The organism is Frankia sp. Allo2 (genome assembly GCF_000733325.1).
In the GTDB taxonomy this organism is placed as follows: Bacteria; Actinomycetota; Actinomycetes; order Frankiales; family Frankiaceae; genus Frankia; species Frankia casuarinae.
Map to the genome: position 1 here is coordinate 111,211 of NZ_JPHT01000011.1, position 17,817 is coordinate 129,027.

A 17,817-nucleotide genomic window follows, 5' to 3' on the forward strand; every position below is an offset into this window, starting at 1 on the left:
GTCCCTGGCCATCGACAGGTCGACGACCCGCGCCCTGTGTGCGGATCCCACGGCACCCTCCCGTTCCGACGACACCGAACACCGAAGATCGAACCTTCGTTCGATCGAACGCGTGGTCGATTGTCGCATCGGGAACCGGAAACCGCCAGGGACACGCTCGAACAGACGTTTGAGATTCTGCGACCCGCCGGTTACCGTCGAGTCGGTCGGGTGTGAACCGGGCGGTTTCCCCCGGTCACGGACGGCGGCGAGTCGGTGGGTGACCGCTTCCGGAGCGGGACGGTCCGCCGTGCGGTCGCCGGCCGGCCGGTGGCCGCACGGCGGAAGAAAAACGCGACGAGGAGAGCGGTAAGCGATGACTAGCCAAGGCAGGGGTACGCGCCGGGGCGGAACCCGCGGCAACGTGCGAGCCTTTCCCGAAGGCCCCACGGACGCGGGCCTGACCCCCCGGCAGCGCAGGGTGCTGGAGGTCATCCGGGCCGCGGTGGAGCGGCGCGGATATCCGCCCAGCGTGCGGGAGATCGGTGAGGCGGTCGGCCTCACCAGCACCAGTAGTGTGGCTCACCAGCTCAAGGTGCTCGAGGAGAAGGGCTACCTGCGGCGGGACCCGAACCGCCCGAGAGCGATGGAGGNGCTGACCGTCGAGCACCCCCGGCAACGCGCGGATGTGGGCGCGGGCGCGACGACGGTGGCGGGCACGATTCCCATCGTCGGTGAGGCGGCGCCGGGCACCACCGAAGGAAGCAAGTCGGACGCGGCCTACGTGCCGGTGCTGGGCCGGATCGCCGCCGGTGGCCCGATCCTGGCCGAGCAGGCGGTCGAGGACGTCTTCCCGCTACCCAGGGAGATCGTCGGCGAGGGCACTCTGTTCCTGCTCCGGGTCGTCGGCGACTCGATGATCAACGCGGCGATCTGCGACGGTGACTGGGTGGTCGTCCGCCAGCAGCCGGTCGCGGACAACGGGGAGATCGTCGCCGCAATGATCGACGGGGAGGCGACGGTCAAGCGTCTGCGGGTTCGGGACGGCAAGATCTGGCTACATCCGGAGAACTCGGCCTTCGCCGACATCCCCGGTGAGGATGCGACCATCCTCGGCCGGATCGTGGCTGTGCTCCGCAGGGTTTGATGTGGATCGGCCGGCCGCCCGGCGGGCGGCCGGCCGGGTTGCCTCGCGTCTGATCGCTCCTGGGCTCAGGCCCGGTAGGCGTGCAGCTCCGCCGCGAGTCCCGAGGAAACCCGGGCGGACAGCCGGGTACCGGTCTCGGTGTGCTCCATCGTGAGCACCTCGCCGTTCGCGTGCACCCGGGAGACCAAGTCGCCCCGGGTGTAGGGCACGAGCACGCGCATCTCCACGTCGGGATGCGGCACCCGGGCACAGAGCGCGTCGACCAGCGCGGCCAGCCCCTCGCCCGTGCGTGCCGAGACGAACACGGCGTCCGGGGCGAGCTGGCGCAACCCCGCGACGACCGTCGGCTCCACGGCGTCCACCTTGTTGACGACGATCAGCTCGGGAACGCCGCCCGCGTCGATGTCGTTGAGAACCTCGCGCACGGCGGAGATCTGCGCGGCCGGCTCCGGCGATGATCCGTCCACAACGTGCAGGATGAGATCGGCATCGGCGACCTCTTCCAGCGTCGAGCGGAACGCCTCGACGATCTGATGCGGCAGATGCCGGACGAATCCGACGGTGTCGGTCAGGGTGAAGGCCCGGCCGTCCGGCAGGGTCGCCCGCCGCACGGTCGGATCAAGGGTGGCGAACAGCGCGTCCTCGACCAGGACACCCGCGCCGGTCAGCCGGTTGAGCAGCGACGACTTACCGGCGTTGGTGTAACCGGCGATCGCCACGCTGGGGACCTCACCCCGCCGCCGGGCGGAACGCTTGGTCTCCCGCACGGTCGTCATCGCGGCGAGCTCGCGGCGCAACCGCGCCATCCTGGCCCGCAGCCGCCGACGATCGGTCTCGATCTTCGTCTCACCGGGACCACGGGTACCGATGGGCGCCCGGCCGCCGCCACTGGCCGCGGCCCGCGACATCGACTCACCCCACCCACGCAGCCGGGGCAGCATGTACTGCAACTGCGCGAGCTCGACCTGGGCCTTGCCCTCGCGAGAGGTCGCGTGCTGGGCGAAGATGTCCAGGATGAGGGCCGTCCGGTCGATGACCTTTACTTTGACGACCTCCTCCAGCTGCCGCAGCTGACCCGGGGTGAGCTCGCCATCGCAGACCACCGTGTCCGCGCCGGTCGCCGCGACGACCTCGGCGAGCTCGCGGGCCTTGCCCGAACCGACGTAAGTCGCGGCATCCGGCCGGTCGCGACGCTGCACGAGCGCGTCGAGCACCACCGNACCGGCGGTCGTGGCGAGCGCCGCGAGCTCCGCCATGGAGCTCTCGGCCGACCGCGGGGAACCCGACGTCCATACGCCGATGAGGACGACACGCTCCAGCCGCAGCTGCCGGTACTCGACCTCGGTGACGTCGTCGAGCTCGGTGGCGAGACCGGGAACCCGCCGCAACGCGGCGCGATCCTCCAGGTCGAAACCGTCCCCAGAATCGTCGAAGAAGTTCGGCAGGTAAGACGAATCGGCTTCGGTCAGCTTGATGAGGGATCTGTCGAGAGTGGACGCATCGAAGGCGTCAGCAGGAAGTGTCATACCATCCGTTCTCAACGCGGCCCGCTACCGCACCATTCCGCGATCATTCCGTGCCGCTTGCTCCGGCCGGGCCCCACGACCCGGTGGCCCGAGGAGGATCCGCCGGACCGGAAGACCCTGCCGCACTCGTGGCGCGCCTCCCCCTCGTTTCCCGGCGAATCCCGTCGCCAACCAGGGTCCCACGTCACCACGTCGATCGCGAACCGTTTTGCCGCCCCGCCGACGTAGCCTCTGCGACGTGTACCACGAGTACCACGAAAGACGGGCCCACCGCCTCGCCGCGACGATCTGGGACAGCTCGGGCCGCCCGACTCCCCCTGGACACCCCCCGGACACCACGCGGACGACGGCGGACCGGCATCCGGACCGCACCGGACCCTCGGACCGCACCGAGCGCACCGAGCGCACCGAGCGCACAGGTGTGGTGGGCAGTCGGCGAGTGTTGCCGGACGGATGCATGGACATCATCTGGAGTTCCGACGCCAATCTGATCGTCGCGGGGCCGGACACGGCGGCGAAGCTGGTGCGCTGGGCACCAGGCGTGCGGCACGTCGGGCTCCGCTTCGACTCGGGCTCTGGACCATCCCACCTCGGAGTGGCCGCGGACGAACTGCGCGACCAACGCGTCCCGCTCGCCGACCTGTGGGGCGACGGACCGGCGCAGCGACTCGCCGAGCGGCTCGCCATGGCCGCTGATCCCCTGGTCGCATTCGAGTCGTCGATCGCCGCCCGGCCCGTTCACCCGGCGCTCGTGGACCGGTTGGTTCCCGCCGTTCTGGCGGGTGCCCGCGCCCGGGCGCCTGTGGACGACCTCGCGCGCACAGTCGGGCTGAGCGAACGCCAGCTGCTGCGTCGCTGCCGGCGTGTCTTCGGATATGGCCCGAAGACGCTCGCCAGGATCCTCCGGATGCAGGACGCCCTGCACGCGGCGCGGGCCGGCATCCCGTTCGCGGTCGTGGCGGCCGAGGCCGGCTACGCCGACCAGGCGCACCTCGCCCGGGAGGTACGCGCGCTCGCCGGAGTTCCGCCGACTCACCTCATCCGAAATGTCAACGTTCAGGACGAGCTGGACGTCTCGGTGTCGGATGTCGCGGATGTCGCGGCCGCTACGGGCAGTGGGGCGTAGAGGTCGACGTGGTTGCCGTCTGGATCGAGCACGACCGCGTACCGCTGGCCCCAGAAGGCGTCCCAGGGCGGAAGGTGGCCGGCGTGACCGGCGCCGACGAGGTCGGCGTAGACCTCGTCGACCTCGTCCGGCGTGTCGCAGGCGAAGGCCAGCCCGACCCGCGGCGAGCCGGTACCCGCCGACCAGCGCGGATCAAAGGATCGGATGGTCGCCTCGCTGTCGAACGCGAGGCGCGGACCGCCGGGCAGCTGCACCTCGACGTGCGGCTGGGCGTCGGCCCCGGCGGGCAGGTCGAGGCCGAGCCGGCGGTAGAACGCCAGGGACCGGGCCATATCAGCGACGATCACACCGGTCAGGGTGAACGATGGTGGCATGAGGGCACCGTAGGGCAGGCAGGCGGGCCGGGTCTTGCAGGAAACGGACACCTCACCCGACCGGGTCGTGGGCCTCCGCACGGCGCAGCACGCCGTCGAAGACCAGCTCGGCGGGCCCTCGCAACAGCACGGTCTCCGGCTGCCAGATCACGACCAGGCCGCCGCCGGGCACATCCACCTCGACCTCGACCGGCGCACCCGCCGGCCGGGCACCTCGCCGGGCCGCCCAGGCCACCGCGACCGCGCAGGCACCGGTGCCGCAGGACGCGGTCTCCCCGACCCCACGTTCGAACACCCGCATCGCCACCCCAGCCGGCCGGTCGACGACGATCTCCACATTCACCCCGTCCGGGAAGTCAACCGGGGAGAAGGACGGTGGTCGGGTCAGGTCGAGCCGACGCAGCCCGGCGACGTCCAGGTCGCCGGCGAAGCAGACCGCGTGCGGATTACCCATCGAGACCGCGGTCGCGGTGAAGTCACGATCGGCGACGGTGACCGGGGCCCCGGGTCCGTCGATGATCCGCGGCGGTCCCATGTCGACCGTGACGTCNCCGTCCNCCGCGGCCTCGACGAGCCGCAACCCGGCGCGGGTCGCGACGTGGAACCGTCCGGGCTGGGCGTATCCGGCGTCGACGAGGTAGCGGGCGAACACCCGGGCGCCGTTACCGCACATCTCGGCAACCGAACCGTCAGCATTGCGGTAGTCCATGAACCAGCGCGCCCGGCCGGCCAGACCGGCCGCCTCGGGAACCGCGGCGCAGAGCACCACCCGCAGCACCCCGTCGCCCCCGATGCCGGTCCGTCGGTCGCACAGCGCGCGCACCAGGTCCGCGGTGAGGTCGAGGTCCCCGTCGGGATCCGGCAGCAGGACGAAGTCGTTGCCCGTCCCGTGGCCCTTGACGAATCGCAGTTCCAGCTCGTCCCGCACGTCGCCGATCGTACGGGGGATGCCGCTCGGCACCTGACGACCGGGCTCCCGCGGCGGCGTCAGCCGGCTGCGGCCCGCGCCCACTCCCGCATCCGGTCGTCGGAATGCGACGGCTTGTACCAGCGGTCGGGCCGGCCTCGCCCGAGAGCGATCATCCGAGCGTCCTCCACCGGCACCGGCGGACAGAACACCGGTCCGATGGCGCGATCGCAGTCGAGATCCACCACCCGGGACGCCAGGCGCGCGGTGTCGACATCGTCGGCGACGACGGGCAGGCCGCGTTGGTGGGCAAGCCGGACGATGGCCGCGAGCACGGCCTCACCCTCGAGGTCCTTCATCGTCGCCCGCAGGAACAGACCGTCGATCTTGACGAGGTTCAACGGCAGCTGGTCGAGCACGGCCAACGAGCCCAGCCACGTGCCGAAGGACCCGACGGCGATCGCCACCCCGAGGGCACGCAGCCGGGTCAGCAACCGGGGCACCATCGGCGCGGCGAGTCCGAGGGTCTGCTCGCTGAACTCAAGGCCGATCGCCCCGGCCGGCAGCACCCGGCCCGAGACGAGCCGGTCGACCTCGGCCGCGAAGGCGAGGCTGGCAAGCTGGCGGCCATCGATGTTCACCCACAACCGGGGCGGGCGGATCGGCGTCCCGACCGCCATCCGATGCCAGGTGCGCGCCTCGGTCACGGCCATCCGCAGCACCCACTGGTCCACCTGATGGACGAGGCCCGCGGCCGCGGCGATCGGCATGAAATCCGCCGGACCCAGCACCCCGCGTTCCGGGTGCAGCCACCGCGGATGGGCCTCCATCCCCGGCACCGACCCGTTGCGCAGGTCGACCTCCGGTTGGAAGTGCAGCCGCAGAGAACCATCGTCGAAGGCGGCATAGAGCGCGGGGACGAGAGTCAGGTCGGGTGGGGTACCAGCATCGTCGGGTGGGGTACCAGCATCAGAGGTGGGCGCGGTCACATCGATCTCTCCAGACGCCGTGCGGGACCGGCCGCCGCGCACCGGTCACCGGCGACGCCGCGCATTGGCGGCGGCCCGATCGACCCCGACCCGGTCGGCCGATCACCCGTCAGAGCGAACCCACCAGCCGTCGCACCTGGGTGACATCTGGTTGGTCCAACCNGGCTATCCGGTTATCCCGCCGGAACCAGGATCTTTGTCGACGGGCAAAGCGCCGCGTCGCCGTAATTGTGGCGAGCTTGGCCTGTTCGGCGGAGTCCATTGCGCCGTCGAACCAGGCCAGAACCTGGGCATATCCCAGTGCGCGAGACGCGGTTCGGCCTTCCCGCAGGCCGCATTCCACCAACCTTCGCACTTCGTCAGGAAAACCAGCACCCCACATTTTCTCCACCCGGTCCGCAATCCGTTGGTCGAGATCGGGGCGATCCACGCCGATCTGCACGACCTCATAGACCGAGCGGTGCTCCGGCAGGGTGGCCGTGAAGGTTCCGGTGAGCTCGACGACCTCCAGGGCACGCACGATCCGCCGGCCGTTGCTGGGCAGGATCGCCGCAGCGGCCTGCGGCGCCCGCGCGGCCAGCCGGTCGTGCAGCGCCGGGGCGCCGACGCGGGCCAGTTCCTCCTCCCACCGCGCCCGGACGCCCGGATCGGTCCCCGGGAAGGCAAGATTGTCAAGAACCGCGCGGACGTAGAGCCCGGAACCGCCGACCAGCACCGGAATGCGCCCGGCGGCGAGCAGGCCGTCGATTATCCGGCGGGCGTCCGCCTGGAAGCTCGCGACGTCCGCGGGATGCGTCACGTCCCACACGTCGAGCAGATGGTGGGGCACCCCGCGACGCTCCGCCTCGGGAACCTTGGCGGTACCGATGTCCATCCCACGGTAGAGCTGCATCGAGTCCGCGTTCACCACCTCGCCGCCGAGGGCGAGCGCGATCTCGATGCCGAGGTCACTCTTGCCGCCGGCGGTCGGCCCCACGACCGCCACCACCGGTCCCCGGCGCGGTTCCTCCTGCCCGTTCATCCTCGCTCGGCAACATCCCGTGTCCAGAGGGCAACCAGATAGCCGACACCATACGGCGCGTCGTCATACCGGAGGTCACTGTTCCATGACCCCGGGCCCAGGGACCCCGGGCCCAGGGACTCCGGGCCCAGGCCGTCCCGGGTCGCGGCGAGCAGGGCGCCGGCCAGGACCTGCCAGGACGCCCGGCCCGCGGCGAGCAGCTCCCGGGCCAACCCCGGGTCCAAGGCGAGCAGGCCGGCCGGATCCCCTGCGGCCAGCGCCGCGGCGGCGGTCGCGTCGAACGCCGCGGCCCGTGGGTCCAACCCGCCGGGAGCCTTCAGCGTGCGACAGGCCGAGCCGTCGCCCATCACGAGCAGGGCGAGGCGCTCCTGCGGAGCGGAGCCCGCGACCAGCCGCGATCCGAGTGCGACGGCCCCGTCCGGGGAGATCTCCGCGGGCACCCCGACGGCGGTGCGGGCGCCGGGCCAACCGACGACGCCCAGCAGCCAGGCGCCGATCGTGATCGACAACGGTAGAGCGGGCGACGACAGGACGGACGACGGCTCGGGGGCCGGCGCGGTCGGGCCAAGATCCACCCGGAGATCCACCCCGAAGCCGGCCAGCGACCCGGACGCGGCGGGGCCGTAGGACACCTCGGTCGCCGCGTCACCCACCACCACGATCGTGTCCGGCTCGGCGGCACACAGCAGGCGCACCGCGTCCACCGCGACGGCCCGCGCCTCGACCGGCTCACCACGGCCGACCTCGGGAACCAGCAACGGAGGATGAGGACAGACCGCGGCGGCGACGAGGGTCATCGACGTACCGGAGTACAGCAGGCGTCCGCGCCGGCCGACGCCGCGTCGGCCGACGCCGGGCCGACGGGATCGGGCGAGGACGGCCGCAGGGACGGGATGCCCAGGGTGACGATCGGCCGTCCGTCTGCCGGCTGCTGCGCGGCTGCCGCACCGCCACCGTCACCGTCACGCCCGAGCGCCCACGCGTCCCCCGCACGGGTCGCCCGGTGGGACCGCAGGGGGCCGTCGGCGGTGAGGTGATGGGGTGCTGCCCGCGTCACCACCGTCTCGACGACGTCGCCCGGGCGCACCGTAGGCGCGACCGCCACCGCGACCGCGGGCGCGGCGCCGCCCGCCCTCGGGCCCGAGCCGGTGGACGAGCTCGCGGCCTCGTCCGCGCGGAAGTGCACGAGCCGTCCGTCCCGAGCCCGGCCGGACATCCGGCCGGTGGCGCCGTCCTTGCGCCCCNCCCCCTCCGAGACCAGCNCCTCGACCCGCCGGCCGACCAGGGCCCGGTTCTCCGCCCAGGAGATCTCGTCCTGCAGGGCCACCAGCCGGGTATACCGGTCGGCCACGGTCGCCCGGTCCACCTGGGCGTCCATGGTCGCTGCCGGGGTGCCCGGGCGAGGCGAGTACTGGAAGGTGAAGGCGCCGGAGAACCGGGCCGCCCGCACCACGTCGAGGGTATCGGCGAAGTCCGCCTCGGTCTCGCCAGGGAAGCCGACGATGATGTCGGTGGTGATGGCCGCGTCGGGCATGGCCGCCCGCACCCGCTCGACAATGCCGAGGAAACGGTCCCGACGGTACGAGCGGCGCATGCGGCGCAGCACGGTGTCCGACCCGGACTGCAACGGCATGTGCAGCTGGTGGCACACGTTCGAGGTGGTCGCCATGGCCTCGATGACNTCGTCGGTGAAGTCGCGCGGATGCGGTGAGGTGAATCGGACACGTTCGAGACCGTCGACGCGACCGCAGGCGGCCAGCAGCTTCGCGAAGGCACCGGGATCGCCCAGCGAGCGCCCGTAGGAGTTGACGTTCTGTCCCAGCAGTGTGATCTCCAGGGCGCCCTCCGCGACCAGGGCCTCGACCTCGGCGAGCACGTCGCCCGGCCGGCGGTCACGCTCGCGGCCACGCAGGCTGGGGACGATGCAGAAGGTGCAGGTGTTGTCACATCCCACGCTGATGCTGACCCAGGCCGAGTGATGGCTGGCCCGCCGGGTCGGCAGGGAGCTCGGGAAGACCTCCAGGGCCTCGGCGATCTCGACCTGGGCCGCCGCGTTGTGCCNCGCGCGCTCCAGCAGCACGGGCAGTCGGTGCAGGTTGTGCGTGCCGAAGACCACGTCAACCCAGGGCGCCCGGTCGAGGATCGCGGCCCGGTCCTTCTGGGCGAGGCAGCCCCCGACCGCGATCTGCATGCCCGGATGGCCCTTCTTCACCGGGACTAGCTGGCCGAGGTTGCCGTACAGGCGGTTGTCGGCGTTCTCCCGCACCGCGCAGGTGTTGAACACGACCACATCCGCCTCGCCGCCGGGATCGACCGGGGAGTAGCCGGCGGATTCCAGCAGCCCACAGAGCCGTTCGGAGTCGTGGACGTTCATCTGGCACCCGAACGTGCGGACCTCGTAGCTGCGGCCGTTCACCCGACCAGCCTACGGCGCGTGCACCGGGCCGTAGCCGGGTCCGGGGTCGAGTCTGGGGTCTGGGCTGGGCTGGGTTGGGGTCTGGGCTGGGTCCGGCGGGGACGGGATCGCGTCGCGGGCCGCCTCTCCTGCGGGGCCGGGACCCTCCCCGTCGGGAGCTGAGGCGCCCCACCCCGGCCTGGACACCGCCCGAGATATCAGGCAACACCCCGCTCGATATATTTGCATAGCTGCAGGGATACTATTCTCGAATGTTCCCGTCAGTGCGCCGAAATCCGCGCGAGACGACCGCTCCAGCTGTCGGCTCCACGACTGATCCGCGCGCCTGGCCGTTCCATCATGAGGCCGCCGGGACGCTCGGCCCAACNCCACACCGCCATTGTGTCGGGAGGTCGACATGCCTTTGGTGACTCTGGAAGGCGTCGGGAAGTCGTTCGGCGACAACCGGGTCCTGGCCGACGTCGACCTGTCCGTCGAGGCGGGCGAGGNCGTCATCATCATCGGGCCCTCGGGGNCGGGGAAGTCGACCCTGTGCCGCTGCGTCAACCGGTTGGAAACGATCGACGAGGGCCGGATCCTCTTCGAGGGCCGTCCCCTGCCCACGGAGAGCCGTGAGCTCGCCCGGATGCGATCACGGGTTGGAATGGTGTTCCAATCGTTCAACCTCTTCGCGCACAAGACGGTGCTCGAGAACGTCACCCTGGGACCGGTCAAGGTCCTGGGGCACAACCGCTTGCAGGCCCGCGCCCGGGCCCAGGAACTACTGGAACGCGTGGGGATCGCCGACAAGGCGGACCGGTTGCCCCGCCAGCTCTCCGGCGGCCAGCAGCAGCGCGCCGCCATCGCCAGGGCGCTGGCGATGGATCCCGTGCTCATGCTCTTCGACGAACCGACCTCGGCGCTCGACCCAGAGATGATCTCCGAGGTGCTGGACGTGATGAGGTCGCTGGCCACCAGCGGCATGACCATGATCGTCGTCACCCACGAAATGGGATTCGCGCGCTCCGCCGCGGACCGGGTGGCCTTCATGGCGGACGGTCGCATCCTCGAGATCGCCCCGCCGGAGAGTTTCTTCGCCGCGCCGCGGACCGAGCGCGCCCGGGACTTCCTGGCCCGGGTCCTGCAGCACTGAACCTCCACCGACCCGACCCGGTCACGCCCACCGCCCACCGCGCCGCCGGCACCCGGAGGCACACCAGCAGGCACGCACCACCAGCAGGCACGCACCACCAGAGGGACGCAGTTCCTCAGGGGGACACACACCACCCGACGCCAGATCACCTGCTCCGGACCCGCGGTCCGGAGCACTGCGAGAGGATCGGTCATGCGTACACCGTTCAGCCGGACGCGACGCCCCGCCGCCGGGCATCCCAACGGGAGCTCCGGCGGGATGTCACGCGAACGCCGCCGCAGGCGCGGCGGCGCGCTCCTCGCCGGCGCGACGCTGCTCGCCGCCCTCGGACTGAGTGCCTGTGGGAGCAGCGGCGATGACNCCTCGACNCCCNCCCCCTCGGTGACCTTCACCGCCGGCACCACCATGGCCCGGCTGCACGACGCCGGAAAGATCATCATCGGGACGAAGTTCGACCAGAACCTGTTCGGGCTGAAGAACCTCAGCGGCCAGCCCGAGGGCTTCGACGTCGAGATCTCGAAGATCGTCACGGATGCCCTGGGCATCCCGCGCGACAAGGTCTCCTACGTGGAGACAGTGTCGGCCAACCGTGAACCCTTCATCCAGCAGGGCCGGGTCGACCTCGTGGTGGCCACCTACACAATCAACGACAAACGAAAGAAGGTCGTCGACTTCGCGGGGCCGTACTACGTCTCCGGCCAGTCCATCATGGTCTCGAAGAACAACACCGACATCACCGGCAAGGACACCCTTGCCGGCAAGAAGGTGTGCTCGGTCAGCGGATCCACGCCGGCCGAGAACATCCGCCGGGTGGCGCCCACCGCCCAGCTCGTGCTGTTCGATGTGTACAGCAAGTGCGCCGACGCGTTGAAGAACGGTCAGGTCGACGCGGTCACCACGGACAAGGGCATCCTGCTGGGTCTCGTCGACAAGGACCCTGACGCCTTCAAGGTGGTGGGTGGCACCTTCACGAAGGAGCCCTACGGCATCGGCCTCAAGAAGGGTGACGACGCGTTCCGGAACTTCATCAACGACACGCTCGAGGCCGCTTACAAGGACGGGCGCTGGGAGAAGGCGTACACCTCGACCCTCGGCAAGGTGGAGCCGACCGTGCCCACTCCCCCGGCCGTCGACCGGTACACGTCCTGATCCGCTCCGCGGGTCGAGGGCCGTTGAGCGGCGGCCGTTGACCGGTAGCAGGTGATCGATATCAGGTGACCGGCACCGGCTGAACGGCATCCGCCGATCATCGCTCGGGGCACGACCGGTCGGCCTCACCCGCGCCGACCGGTCGTCCACCCGCCACCGCATGAGGGAGGACAGCGATCGACGCCGTCATCGACAACCTCGACATCTTCGCCGAGGGCTTCCGCCGGACGGTCGGGCTAAGCCTGTTCGCGTCCGTGGCTGCGCTGATCCTCGGTACCGTCCTCGCGGCGATGCGGGTCTCCCCCGTGCCCCCGCTGCGCTGGACCGGCACCGCCTACGTGCAGACGGTCCGCAACACCCCGCTGACCGTCGTGTTCTTCTTCGTGGTGTTCGTCCTGCCACAGCTGGACATCGTCTTCTCGTATTTCACGTTCGCGGTGGTCGCGCTCTCGATCTATCACGCCGCGCTGGTCTGCGAGGCGGTGCGTTCCGGGATCAATGGGGTCGACCTCGGTCAGGCCGAAGCGGCTCGTGCGCTGGGCCTGACCTTCTCCCAGACACTACGAATGATCATTCTTCCGCAGGCGTTCCGCAACGTGCTGCAACCGCTGGGCAGCGTGGTGAGCGCACTGATCCGCAACACCTCGATCGCCGCGGCGTTCGGCGTCCAAGAGCTGACCGGCATGGTCCAACGGCTCACGACCGCCAATCCGGACGCGGTGATCGCCGTGCTGCTCGGCGGCGTGGTGGCATACTTGATCCTCACCGTGGTGCTGGCAGCCGGGCTGTCCCTGGCCGAACGACGGGTGGCGAGGGCGCAATGAGCACCGAGATCATCCTGGCCGATCCACCGGGTCCGCGTGGTCGGCGTCGCATCCTGATCGCGAGCGTGGTGGCCGCCGCTGTCCTCGTCGGGCTGGTCACGCTGGCGGTGCTCCGCCTCGCCGACTCTGGCCAGCTCGACGGCAAGCGCTGGAGTGTCTTCGTCGATCAGCCGGCGCTACGCACCCTGCTGTGGAACGGGCTGCTCGACACGCTGCGCGCCGCGCTGACCGCGATGCTGTTCGCCTCGGCGGTGGGGACCCTGCTTGCCCTGGCCCGGCTGTCCCGGCGCCGGGCGGTACGCATCCCGGCCACGCTGCTGGTGGAGCTGTTCCGCAGCCTGCCCGTCCTGATGCTCATCCTGTTCGCCTACCTCGGTCTGCCGGCGCTCGGCTGGCGGCTCTCGGCGTTCTGGGCCCTGGTCATCGGGCTGACCGCCTACAACGGGGCGGTGCTCAGCGAGATCTTCCGCGCCGGGATCCAGTCGGTCGACCGGGGGCAGACGGAGGCCGCGGCGGCGGTCGGGCTGCGGCCGGTCCAGATCTTCCGCCTCATCCAGTTTCCCCAGGCGATCCGGCGGATGAGCCCGACGCTGGTGAGCCAGCTGGTGACGTTGCTCAAGGACACCTCGCTGGGCTACGTCATCGCCTACAGCGAGCTGCTGCGGTCGGGGCGCGGGGCGGTCGAGTATCTGGGCAGCAGGTACGCCCTGCCCATTTACACCGTCATGGCGGTGATGTACATCGTCACCAACGGGCTGCTGTCGCTGCTGGCCCGATGGCTGGACCGCAGCCAGGACCGCCGCCTCGGCGGCCGCGTTCCGGCTCAGCGGGCGGTGCCCACCGCACGGGTCTCGCGCACGACGGTCACCCGGATCTGACCCGGATAGGTGAGCTCCTCCTCGATCTGCCTGGCGACGTCCCGGGCGAGCAGATGGGCGGCGAGATCGTCGATCTCCTCGGGCACGACCATGACACGCACCTCCCGGCCGGCCTGCATGGCGAACACCTTGTCGACACCCGGACGGTCACCGGCGATCTGCTCGATGCGCTCGAGCCGTTTCACATACGACTCCAGGCTGTCGCGGCGGGCGCCAGGCCGGCCACCGGAGATCTGGTCGGCGGCCTGGGTCAGCACCGCGCAGATCGAGCGGGGNGCGACCTCGTTGTGATGGGCCTCGATCGCGTGCACGNCCTGCTCGTCCTCACCGTAGCGACGGGCCACATCCGCCCCGATCAACGCGTGAGAGCCCTCGATCTCGTGGGTGAGCGCCTTGCCGAGGTCGTGCAGCAGAGCCGCTCGTTTCGCGAGTGGAAGCGGCATGCGCAGCTCGGCGGCCATGATTCCGGCGAGGTGGGCGCTTTCGATCAGGTGCGCGAGCACGTTCTGGCCGTAGCTGGTTCGGTAACGCAACTGGCCCAGCAGGTTAACCAGCTCGGGGTGCATCTCGGAGATGCCGGTCTCAAGCAGGGCGTCCTCGCCCGCCCGCACGCACCGCTCGGCCACCTCGAGCTGGGCGCGGGCGTACTCCTCCTCGATGCGGTGCGGATGGATCCGGCCGTCGGACACCAGAGCCGCCAGCGTGATGCGACCGACCTCGCGACGCACCGGATCGAAGCAGCTCAGCAGCACCGCCTCGGGCGTGTCGTCGATGAGCACGTTGACCCCGGTGACGGACTCGAAAGCCCGAATGTTGCGCCCCTCCCGCCCGATGATCCTGCCCTTCATCTCATCGCCGGGAAGATGCAGGACCGTCACGACGGACTCGGTGGTCTGGTCGGACGCGACCCGTTGGATGGCGGTGGTCACGATCCTGCGGGCGCGTTCCTCACCCTCCTCCTCGGCCCGGGCCTCGATCTCGCGGACCGTCAGCGCCGCCTCCCGCCGGGCCTCCTGCTCGATGACGGCGATCAGCTCTCCCCTGGCCTGCCCGGCGGTGAGCCCGGCCACCTGCTCCAGCGCGGCATGACGGGCACGTTCGAGGTCGGCCACCTCGGCCGTCCGACGGGTCAGGTCGTTCTCCCGGTCGAGCAGGTCGCGGTCGCGGTCCGCCAGCCGGCGACCATGATCGTCGAGGCTGGCCATCCGGTCCTCGACGCGCTGTTCCCGGGCGGCTATCGCAACCTCCCGGCTCTGCAGTTCCGTCCGCCAGGCCTGCTGCTCACCGTCGAACGCCGCCCGAGTCGCGGCGATCTCGGTCCGGGCGGCCTCCTGCTCGGCGCGGACGGACTCTCTCGCCGCGGCCTGGACTCGCGAGGTTTCGACCGCCGCCTCGGCGAGCATCCGCTCGCGCAGTAGGGCGACATCCTCCTCGCCGCGCCGCCGGATCTCGGCGGCATCCCGCTCAGCCCGCGCCAACCGTTCCGCCGCCTCCCGTTCGGCTCGGGCCACAATCTGCGCCGCCTCCTCCGCGCTACCACCATGAGCCGCGCGGAGGCCGCCGTCGGAGCGACCGGCGGTCACCGCCGAATCCCCGGTCCGCGCGGCGGTGCCGTCCCGATCGGCGGGTGAGTCGGCGTCCGTCGTGGCCGGAGCACCGGAACCCTCCCAGGGGGCGGGCAGGACCCGGACCGTCGGCTCCTCGTCAAAGTCCGCCGGACCCGTCACGTCCCCGACGCCCCGGGCGGCCGGGGTTCGGGGCACCACCGGAGCGGGGTCGGGTACCTTGTCGACCCGGGTCGCCCGGACCAACCGCGCCACGGCGAGGATCAGAACGCTCAGGACAACAAGTACGAGTGACAACAGGACGACGAGGACGCCCTCCATCGCTGCTCCCNCCGCTTCCGTCGGACCCGCACAGGCGGGCTGGAGCGGCGAAGGACCCTCGTCTCGGCACGATCACAGCCGTAGAGGGGCAGCACGCGGATTACGCCATTGCGATATGGAGCCCGGACGGCCTCCCGAACCGGCCAATCCAACGTCGACCGGCCGGCGGGCATACCGCCTTCGAGCACCCACGCGCAGCGGCTGCCTCCGTGTGAGTTGGACGAGCTATCAAGACCGCGTCGCCGCGGGAGTCCTGTCACCTTTCAAGAAAGACTAGGTCTCGCACAATCCCTGGTCAAGAAATAAGGGCACATTGACGGCCCAGGCTCAATCTCCCCACCACTCACACCGAGCCGTCGTCTTCGTCGCCATCGACCACCCAGCCCATCCGACCTCCGCCGTCGGGCCCCTGAGCGACCTGCTCGCTCACGACCCGGACCGCCAGTTCGACCGGATAGCCCTTTCGGGTCAGCATGGCGAGGAGCCTTCGGGTACGAACCTGCTCGGGCAGGCGGTCCATCGACCGCAGCCGACGAAGGACGAGCTCGCGGGCGCTCTCCTCCTCGTCGTCCGCTCCGACCAGCGCCATGGCGGCCTCGACGGTGTCCGGATCCACTCCCCGCTTACGCAGCTCTGTGGCCAGGGCCTGCCTACCCAGCCCACGACGGGCCCGAGCGGAGGAGACGAAGGCGGCAGCGAAGGCCTCGTCGTCGATTAGACCGACGGCGGCCAACCGGTCGAGGACCACAGCGGCGATCTCATCGGTGACCCCCCGTCGCCGCATGGTCGCCGCAAGCTCCGCTCGGCTCCTCGCTCTGGTCGCCAGCTGATGCAGACAGATCTCCCGCGCGACCGAGATCGGATCCTTCGGCCGCGGCCCCCCGTCCACCACGACCACCGTCCGGGCGAATGACGGACCGGCCGCGGCATTCCCCGGATCTGCTCCTGCCATCGGCTACAGATCGACCGGAACGGGCGCCACGGCATCGGATTCGAGACTGGGCAGGATGCCGAGCTTCTCCTTGATCTTCTTTTCGATCTCGTTGGCCAGATCGGGGTTGTCCCGCAGAAAAGACCGGGCGTTCTCCTTGCCCTGGCCGAGCTGATCGCCGTCGTAGGTGTACCAGGCACCGGACTTACGAATAATGCCGTGCTCGACACCCATGTCGATCAGGGAACCCTCCCGACTGATACCGCCTCCGTAGACGATGTCGAATTCGGCGGTCCGAAACGGCGGCGCCACCTTGTTCTTCACCACCTTGACGCGGGTCCGGTTACCCACGGCCTCCGTGCCGTCCTTGAGAGTTTCGATACGACGGACATCGAGGCGCACCGACGCATAGAACTTCAGTGCCTTACCACCGGTCGTGGTCTCCGGGGAGCCGAACATCACCCCGATCTTCTCGCGCAACTGGTTGATGAAGATCGCGGTCGTACCGGAGTTCGCCAGCGCCGCGGTCATCTTGCGCAGGGCCTGGGACATCAGGCGGGCCTGGAGGCCGACGTGACTGTCCCCCATCTCGCCCTCGATCTCGGCCCTCGGGACCAGCGCGGCCACCGAGTCGATGACGATGATGTCCAGCGCGCCAGACCGGACGAGCATGTCCGCGATCTCCAACGCCTGCTCGCCGGTATCAGGCTGGGAGACCAGCAGACCGTCGGTGTCGACGCCGAGCTTTCCCGCGTACTCGGGGTCGAGCGCGTGCTCGGCGTCGATGAACGCCGCGATACCACCAGCCGCCTGCGCGTTCGCCACCGCGTGCAGGGCGACGGTCGTCTTCCCGGACGACTCCGGGCCGTAGATCTCAATGATGCGCCCCCGCGGCAGCCCGCCGATGCCGAGCGCGACATCCAGAGCAATCGAACCGGTGGGGATGGCCTGGACCGGCGGCCTGGTGTCGTCCCCCAACCGCATGACCGATCCCTTGCCGAACTGCTTGTCGATCTGCGCCAAGGCGTTATCCAACGCCTTCTCACGGTCGAGTCCTGCCATTGGAGTTACTCCATGCTGAGGTCGTCGAGTCTTGGCCACGAGGATGACGTTAGGCCGTGGGTCCGACAGTTTCGAGAGTCGAGGATGATCTGTGGACAAGTAGCCGCACGAGGACGACTCTAGACGAACATGCGTTCGACGACCCGACGACACGCCGGACGGTGGCTCAGCGCTCCCGCGCCGGCACATCGAACTCCTCGCACACGGCCCGCCAGACGGTCTTGGCATCGTCACCACGGGCCAGGGCCACCTCGACCGTCGCGCCACCGAGACCGGGCAGCACATGATCACGCGCAAACGACTCCGCGTACGCGGAACCGAACCGTGTGTTCATCTTCGCCCAGAACTCGGTCAACCGCACTTCGCCAGTGTGCACCGTCCGGACGGGACGGGACCACCCAAGGGGGTCCTGGTCGGGGATCCCCACCGGGGGTCCCCACCGGCGGAACCGCGGCCACGGGAAGCACGAC

Annotated in this window: 17 protein-coding genes; 6 read left to right on the plus strand and 11 right to left on the minus strand. The window is 70.3% G+C overall.

The window, feature by feature from the left end:
- Nucleotides 1-355 precede the first annotated feature (355 nt).
- Nucleotides 356-1,126, plus strand: coding sequence for a transcriptional repressor LexA (lexA, locus tag ALLO2_RS10415; RefSeq protein ID WP_035731541.1), 771 nt, complete (start codon nt 356-358; stop codon nt 1,124-1,126).
- 65 nt (nt 1,127-1,191) lie between these two features.
- Here lexA and hflX read toward each other — a convergent pair whose 3' ends face one another.
- A complete protein-coding gene (gene hflX, locus ALLO2_RS10420) occupies nt 1,192-2,652 on the minus strand; it encodes a GTPase HflX (protein WP_035731543.1) in 1,461 nt (486 codons plus the stop codon).
- 238 nt (nt 2,653-2,890) lie between these two features.
- Between hflX and ALLO2_RS10425 the strand changes: the two genes are divergently transcribed.
- A complete protein-coding gene (locus tag ALLO2_RS10425; protein WP_035731545.1) occupies nt 2,891-3,778 on the plus strand; it encodes a helix-turn-helix domain-containing protein in 888 nt (295 codons plus the stop codon).
- On the opposite strand, the gene ALLO2_RS10430 is transcribed toward ALLO2_RS10425, so the two are convergent.
- From ALLO2_RS10430 to miaB, 6 genes are all read right to left on the minus strand, one after another.
- Nucleotides 3,709-4,152, minus strand: coding sequence for a VOC family protein (locus tag ALLO2_RS10430; protein ID WP_049761117.1), 444 nt, complete (start codon nt 4,150-4,152; stop codon nt 3,709-3,711). The genes ALLO2_RS10425 and ALLO2_RS10430 overlap by 70 nt on opposite strands.
- A gap of 52 nt (nt 4,153-4,204) precedes the next feature.
- On the minus strand, nt 4,205-5,080 hold the full coding sequence (gene dapF, locus ALLO2_RS10435) for a diaminopimelate epimerase (RefSeq protein ID WP_035731621.1): 876 nt from the start codon (nt 5,078-5,080) through the stop codon (nt 4,205-4,207).
- Nucleotides 5,081-5,139: 59 nt separating this feature from the next.
- Nucleotides 5,140-6,048: an EAL domain-containing protein gene (locus tag ALLO2_RS10440; RefSeq protein WP_011437893.1), complete on the minus strand. Its 909-nt coding sequence runs from the start codon at nt 6,046-6,048 to the stop codon at nt 5,140-5,142.
- A 109-nt stretch (nt 6,049-6,157) separates the two neighbouring features.
- A complete protein-coding gene (gene miaA, locus ALLO2_RS10445) occupies nt 6,158-7,069 on the minus strand; it encodes a tRNA (adenosine(37)-N6)-dimethylallyltransferase MiaA (protein WP_035731548.1) in 912 nt (303 codons plus the stop codon).
- Nucleotides 7,066-7,866 (minus strand): class III extradiol dioxygenase subunit B-like domain-containing protein, encoded by an 801-nt coding sequence (locus ALLO2_RS10450; RefSeq protein ID WP_023840376.1) that lies wholly within the window; start codon nt 7,864-7,866, stop codon nt 7,066-7,068. Before ALLO2_RS10450 ends, miaA begins: the two co-directional genes overlap by 4 nt.
- Nucleotides 7,863-9,485, minus strand: a complete 1,623-nt coding sequence (gene miaB / locus ALLO2_RS10455) for a tRNA (N6-isopentenyl adenosine(37)-C2)-methylthiotransferase MiaB (RefSeq protein WP_035731552.1) — start codon at nt 9,483-9,485, stop codon at nt 7,863-7,865. The genes ALLO2_RS10450 and miaB overlap by 4 nt, the downstream gene beginning before the upstream one ends.
- 397 nt (nt 9,486-9,882) lie before the next feature.
- Between miaB and ALLO2_RS10460 the strand changes: the two genes are divergently transcribed.
- The 4 genes from ALLO2_RS10460 to ALLO2_RS10475 all read left to right on the plus strand — a co-directional run bounded on the left by ALLO2_RS10460 (nt 9,883) and on the right by ALLO2_RS10475 (nt 13,468).
- Nucleotides 9,883-10,617, plus strand: a complete 735-nt coding sequence (locus ALLO2_RS10460) for an amino acid ABC transporter ATP-binding protein (protein ID WP_035731554.1) — start codon at nt 9,883-9,885, stop codon at nt 10,615-10,617.
- 192 nt (nt 10,618-10,809) lie between these two features.
- Nucleotides 10,810-11,766, plus strand: coding sequence for a glutamate ABC transporter substrate-binding protein (locus tag ALLO2_RS10465; RefSeq protein ID WP_035731556.1), 957 nt, complete (start codon nt 10,810-10,812; stop codon nt 11,764-11,766).
- A gap of 176 nt (nt 11,767-11,942) precedes the next feature.
- A complete protein-coding gene (locus tag ALLO2_RS10470) occupies nt 11,943-12,590 on the plus strand; it encodes an amino acid ABC transporter permease (RefSeq protein ID WP_049760978.1) in 648 nt (215 codons plus the stop codon).
- Nucleotides 12,587-13,468 (plus strand): amino acid ABC transporter permease, encoded by an 882-nt coding sequence (locus ALLO2_RS10475; RefSeq protein WP_011437900.1) that lies wholly within the window; start codon nt 12,587-12,589, stop codon nt 13,466-13,468. Before ALLO2_RS10470 ends, ALLO2_RS10475 begins: the two co-directional genes overlap by 4 nt.
- Here ALLO2_RS10475 and rny read toward each other — a convergent pair.
- The 4 genes from rny to ALLO2_RS10495 all read right to left on the minus strand — a co-directional run bounded on the left by rny (nt 13,414) and on the right by ALLO2_RS10495 (nt 17,708).
- Nucleotides 13,414-15,354 carry a ribonuclease Y gene (rny, locus tag ALLO2_RS10480; protein ID WP_035731559.1) on the minus strand — a complete coding sequence of 647 codons (1,941 nt, stop codon included), beginning with the start codon at nt 15,352-15,354 and terminating at the stop codon, nt 13,414-13,416. The two genes, ALLO2_RS10475 and rny, sit on opposite strands and share 55 nt — an antisense overlap.
- Nucleotides 15,355-15,697: 343 nt before the next feature.
- The gene (gene recX / locus ALLO2_RS10485; RefSeq protein ID WP_011437902.1) at nt 15,698-16,306 is read right to left on the minus strand and encodes a recombination regulator RecX; all 609 of its coding nucleotides are present in this window, start codon (nt 16,304-16,306) and stop codon (nt 15,698-15,700) included.
- Nucleotides 16,307-16,309: 3 nt separating this feature from the next.
- Nucleotides 16,310-17,347 carry a recombinase RecA gene (gene recA / locus ALLO2_RS10490; RefSeq protein WP_011437903.1) on the minus strand — a complete coding sequence of 346 codons (1,038 nt, stop codon included), beginning with the start codon at nt 17,345-17,347 and terminating at the stop codon, nt 16,310-16,312.
- Between the two features lie 166 nt (nt 17,348-17,513).
- Complete coding sequence (locus ALLO2_RS10495) at nt 17,514-17,708, minus strand: DUF3046 domain-containing protein (protein WP_011437904.1); 195 nt, start codon at nt 17,706-17,708, stop codon at nt 17,514-17,516.
- Nucleotides 17,709-17,817: the final 109 nt, after the last annotated feature.

Bases quoted from the DNA above. Each gene is read 5' to 3' on its own strand.
- recA (WP_011437903.1), bottom strand. From the start codon at position 17,347: ATGGCAGGACTCGACCGTGAGAAGGCGTTGGATAACGCCTTGGCGCAG.
- ALLO2_RS10475 (WP_011437900.1), top strand. From the start codon at position 12,587: ATGAGCACCGAGATCATCCTGGCCGATCCACCGGGTCCGCGTGGTCGG.
- ALLO2_RS10450 (WP_023840376.1), bottom strand. From the start codon at position 7,866: ATGACCCTCGTCGCCGCCGCGGTCTGTCCTCATCCTCCGTTGCTGGTT.
- ALLO2_RS10430 (WP_049761117.1), bottom strand. From the start codon at position 4,152: ATGCCACCATCGTTCACCCTGACCGGTGTGATCGTCGCTGATATGGCC.
- recX (WP_011437902.1), bottom strand. From the start codon at position 16,306: ATGGCAGGAGCAGATCCGGGGAATGCCGCGGCCGGTCCGTCATTCGCC.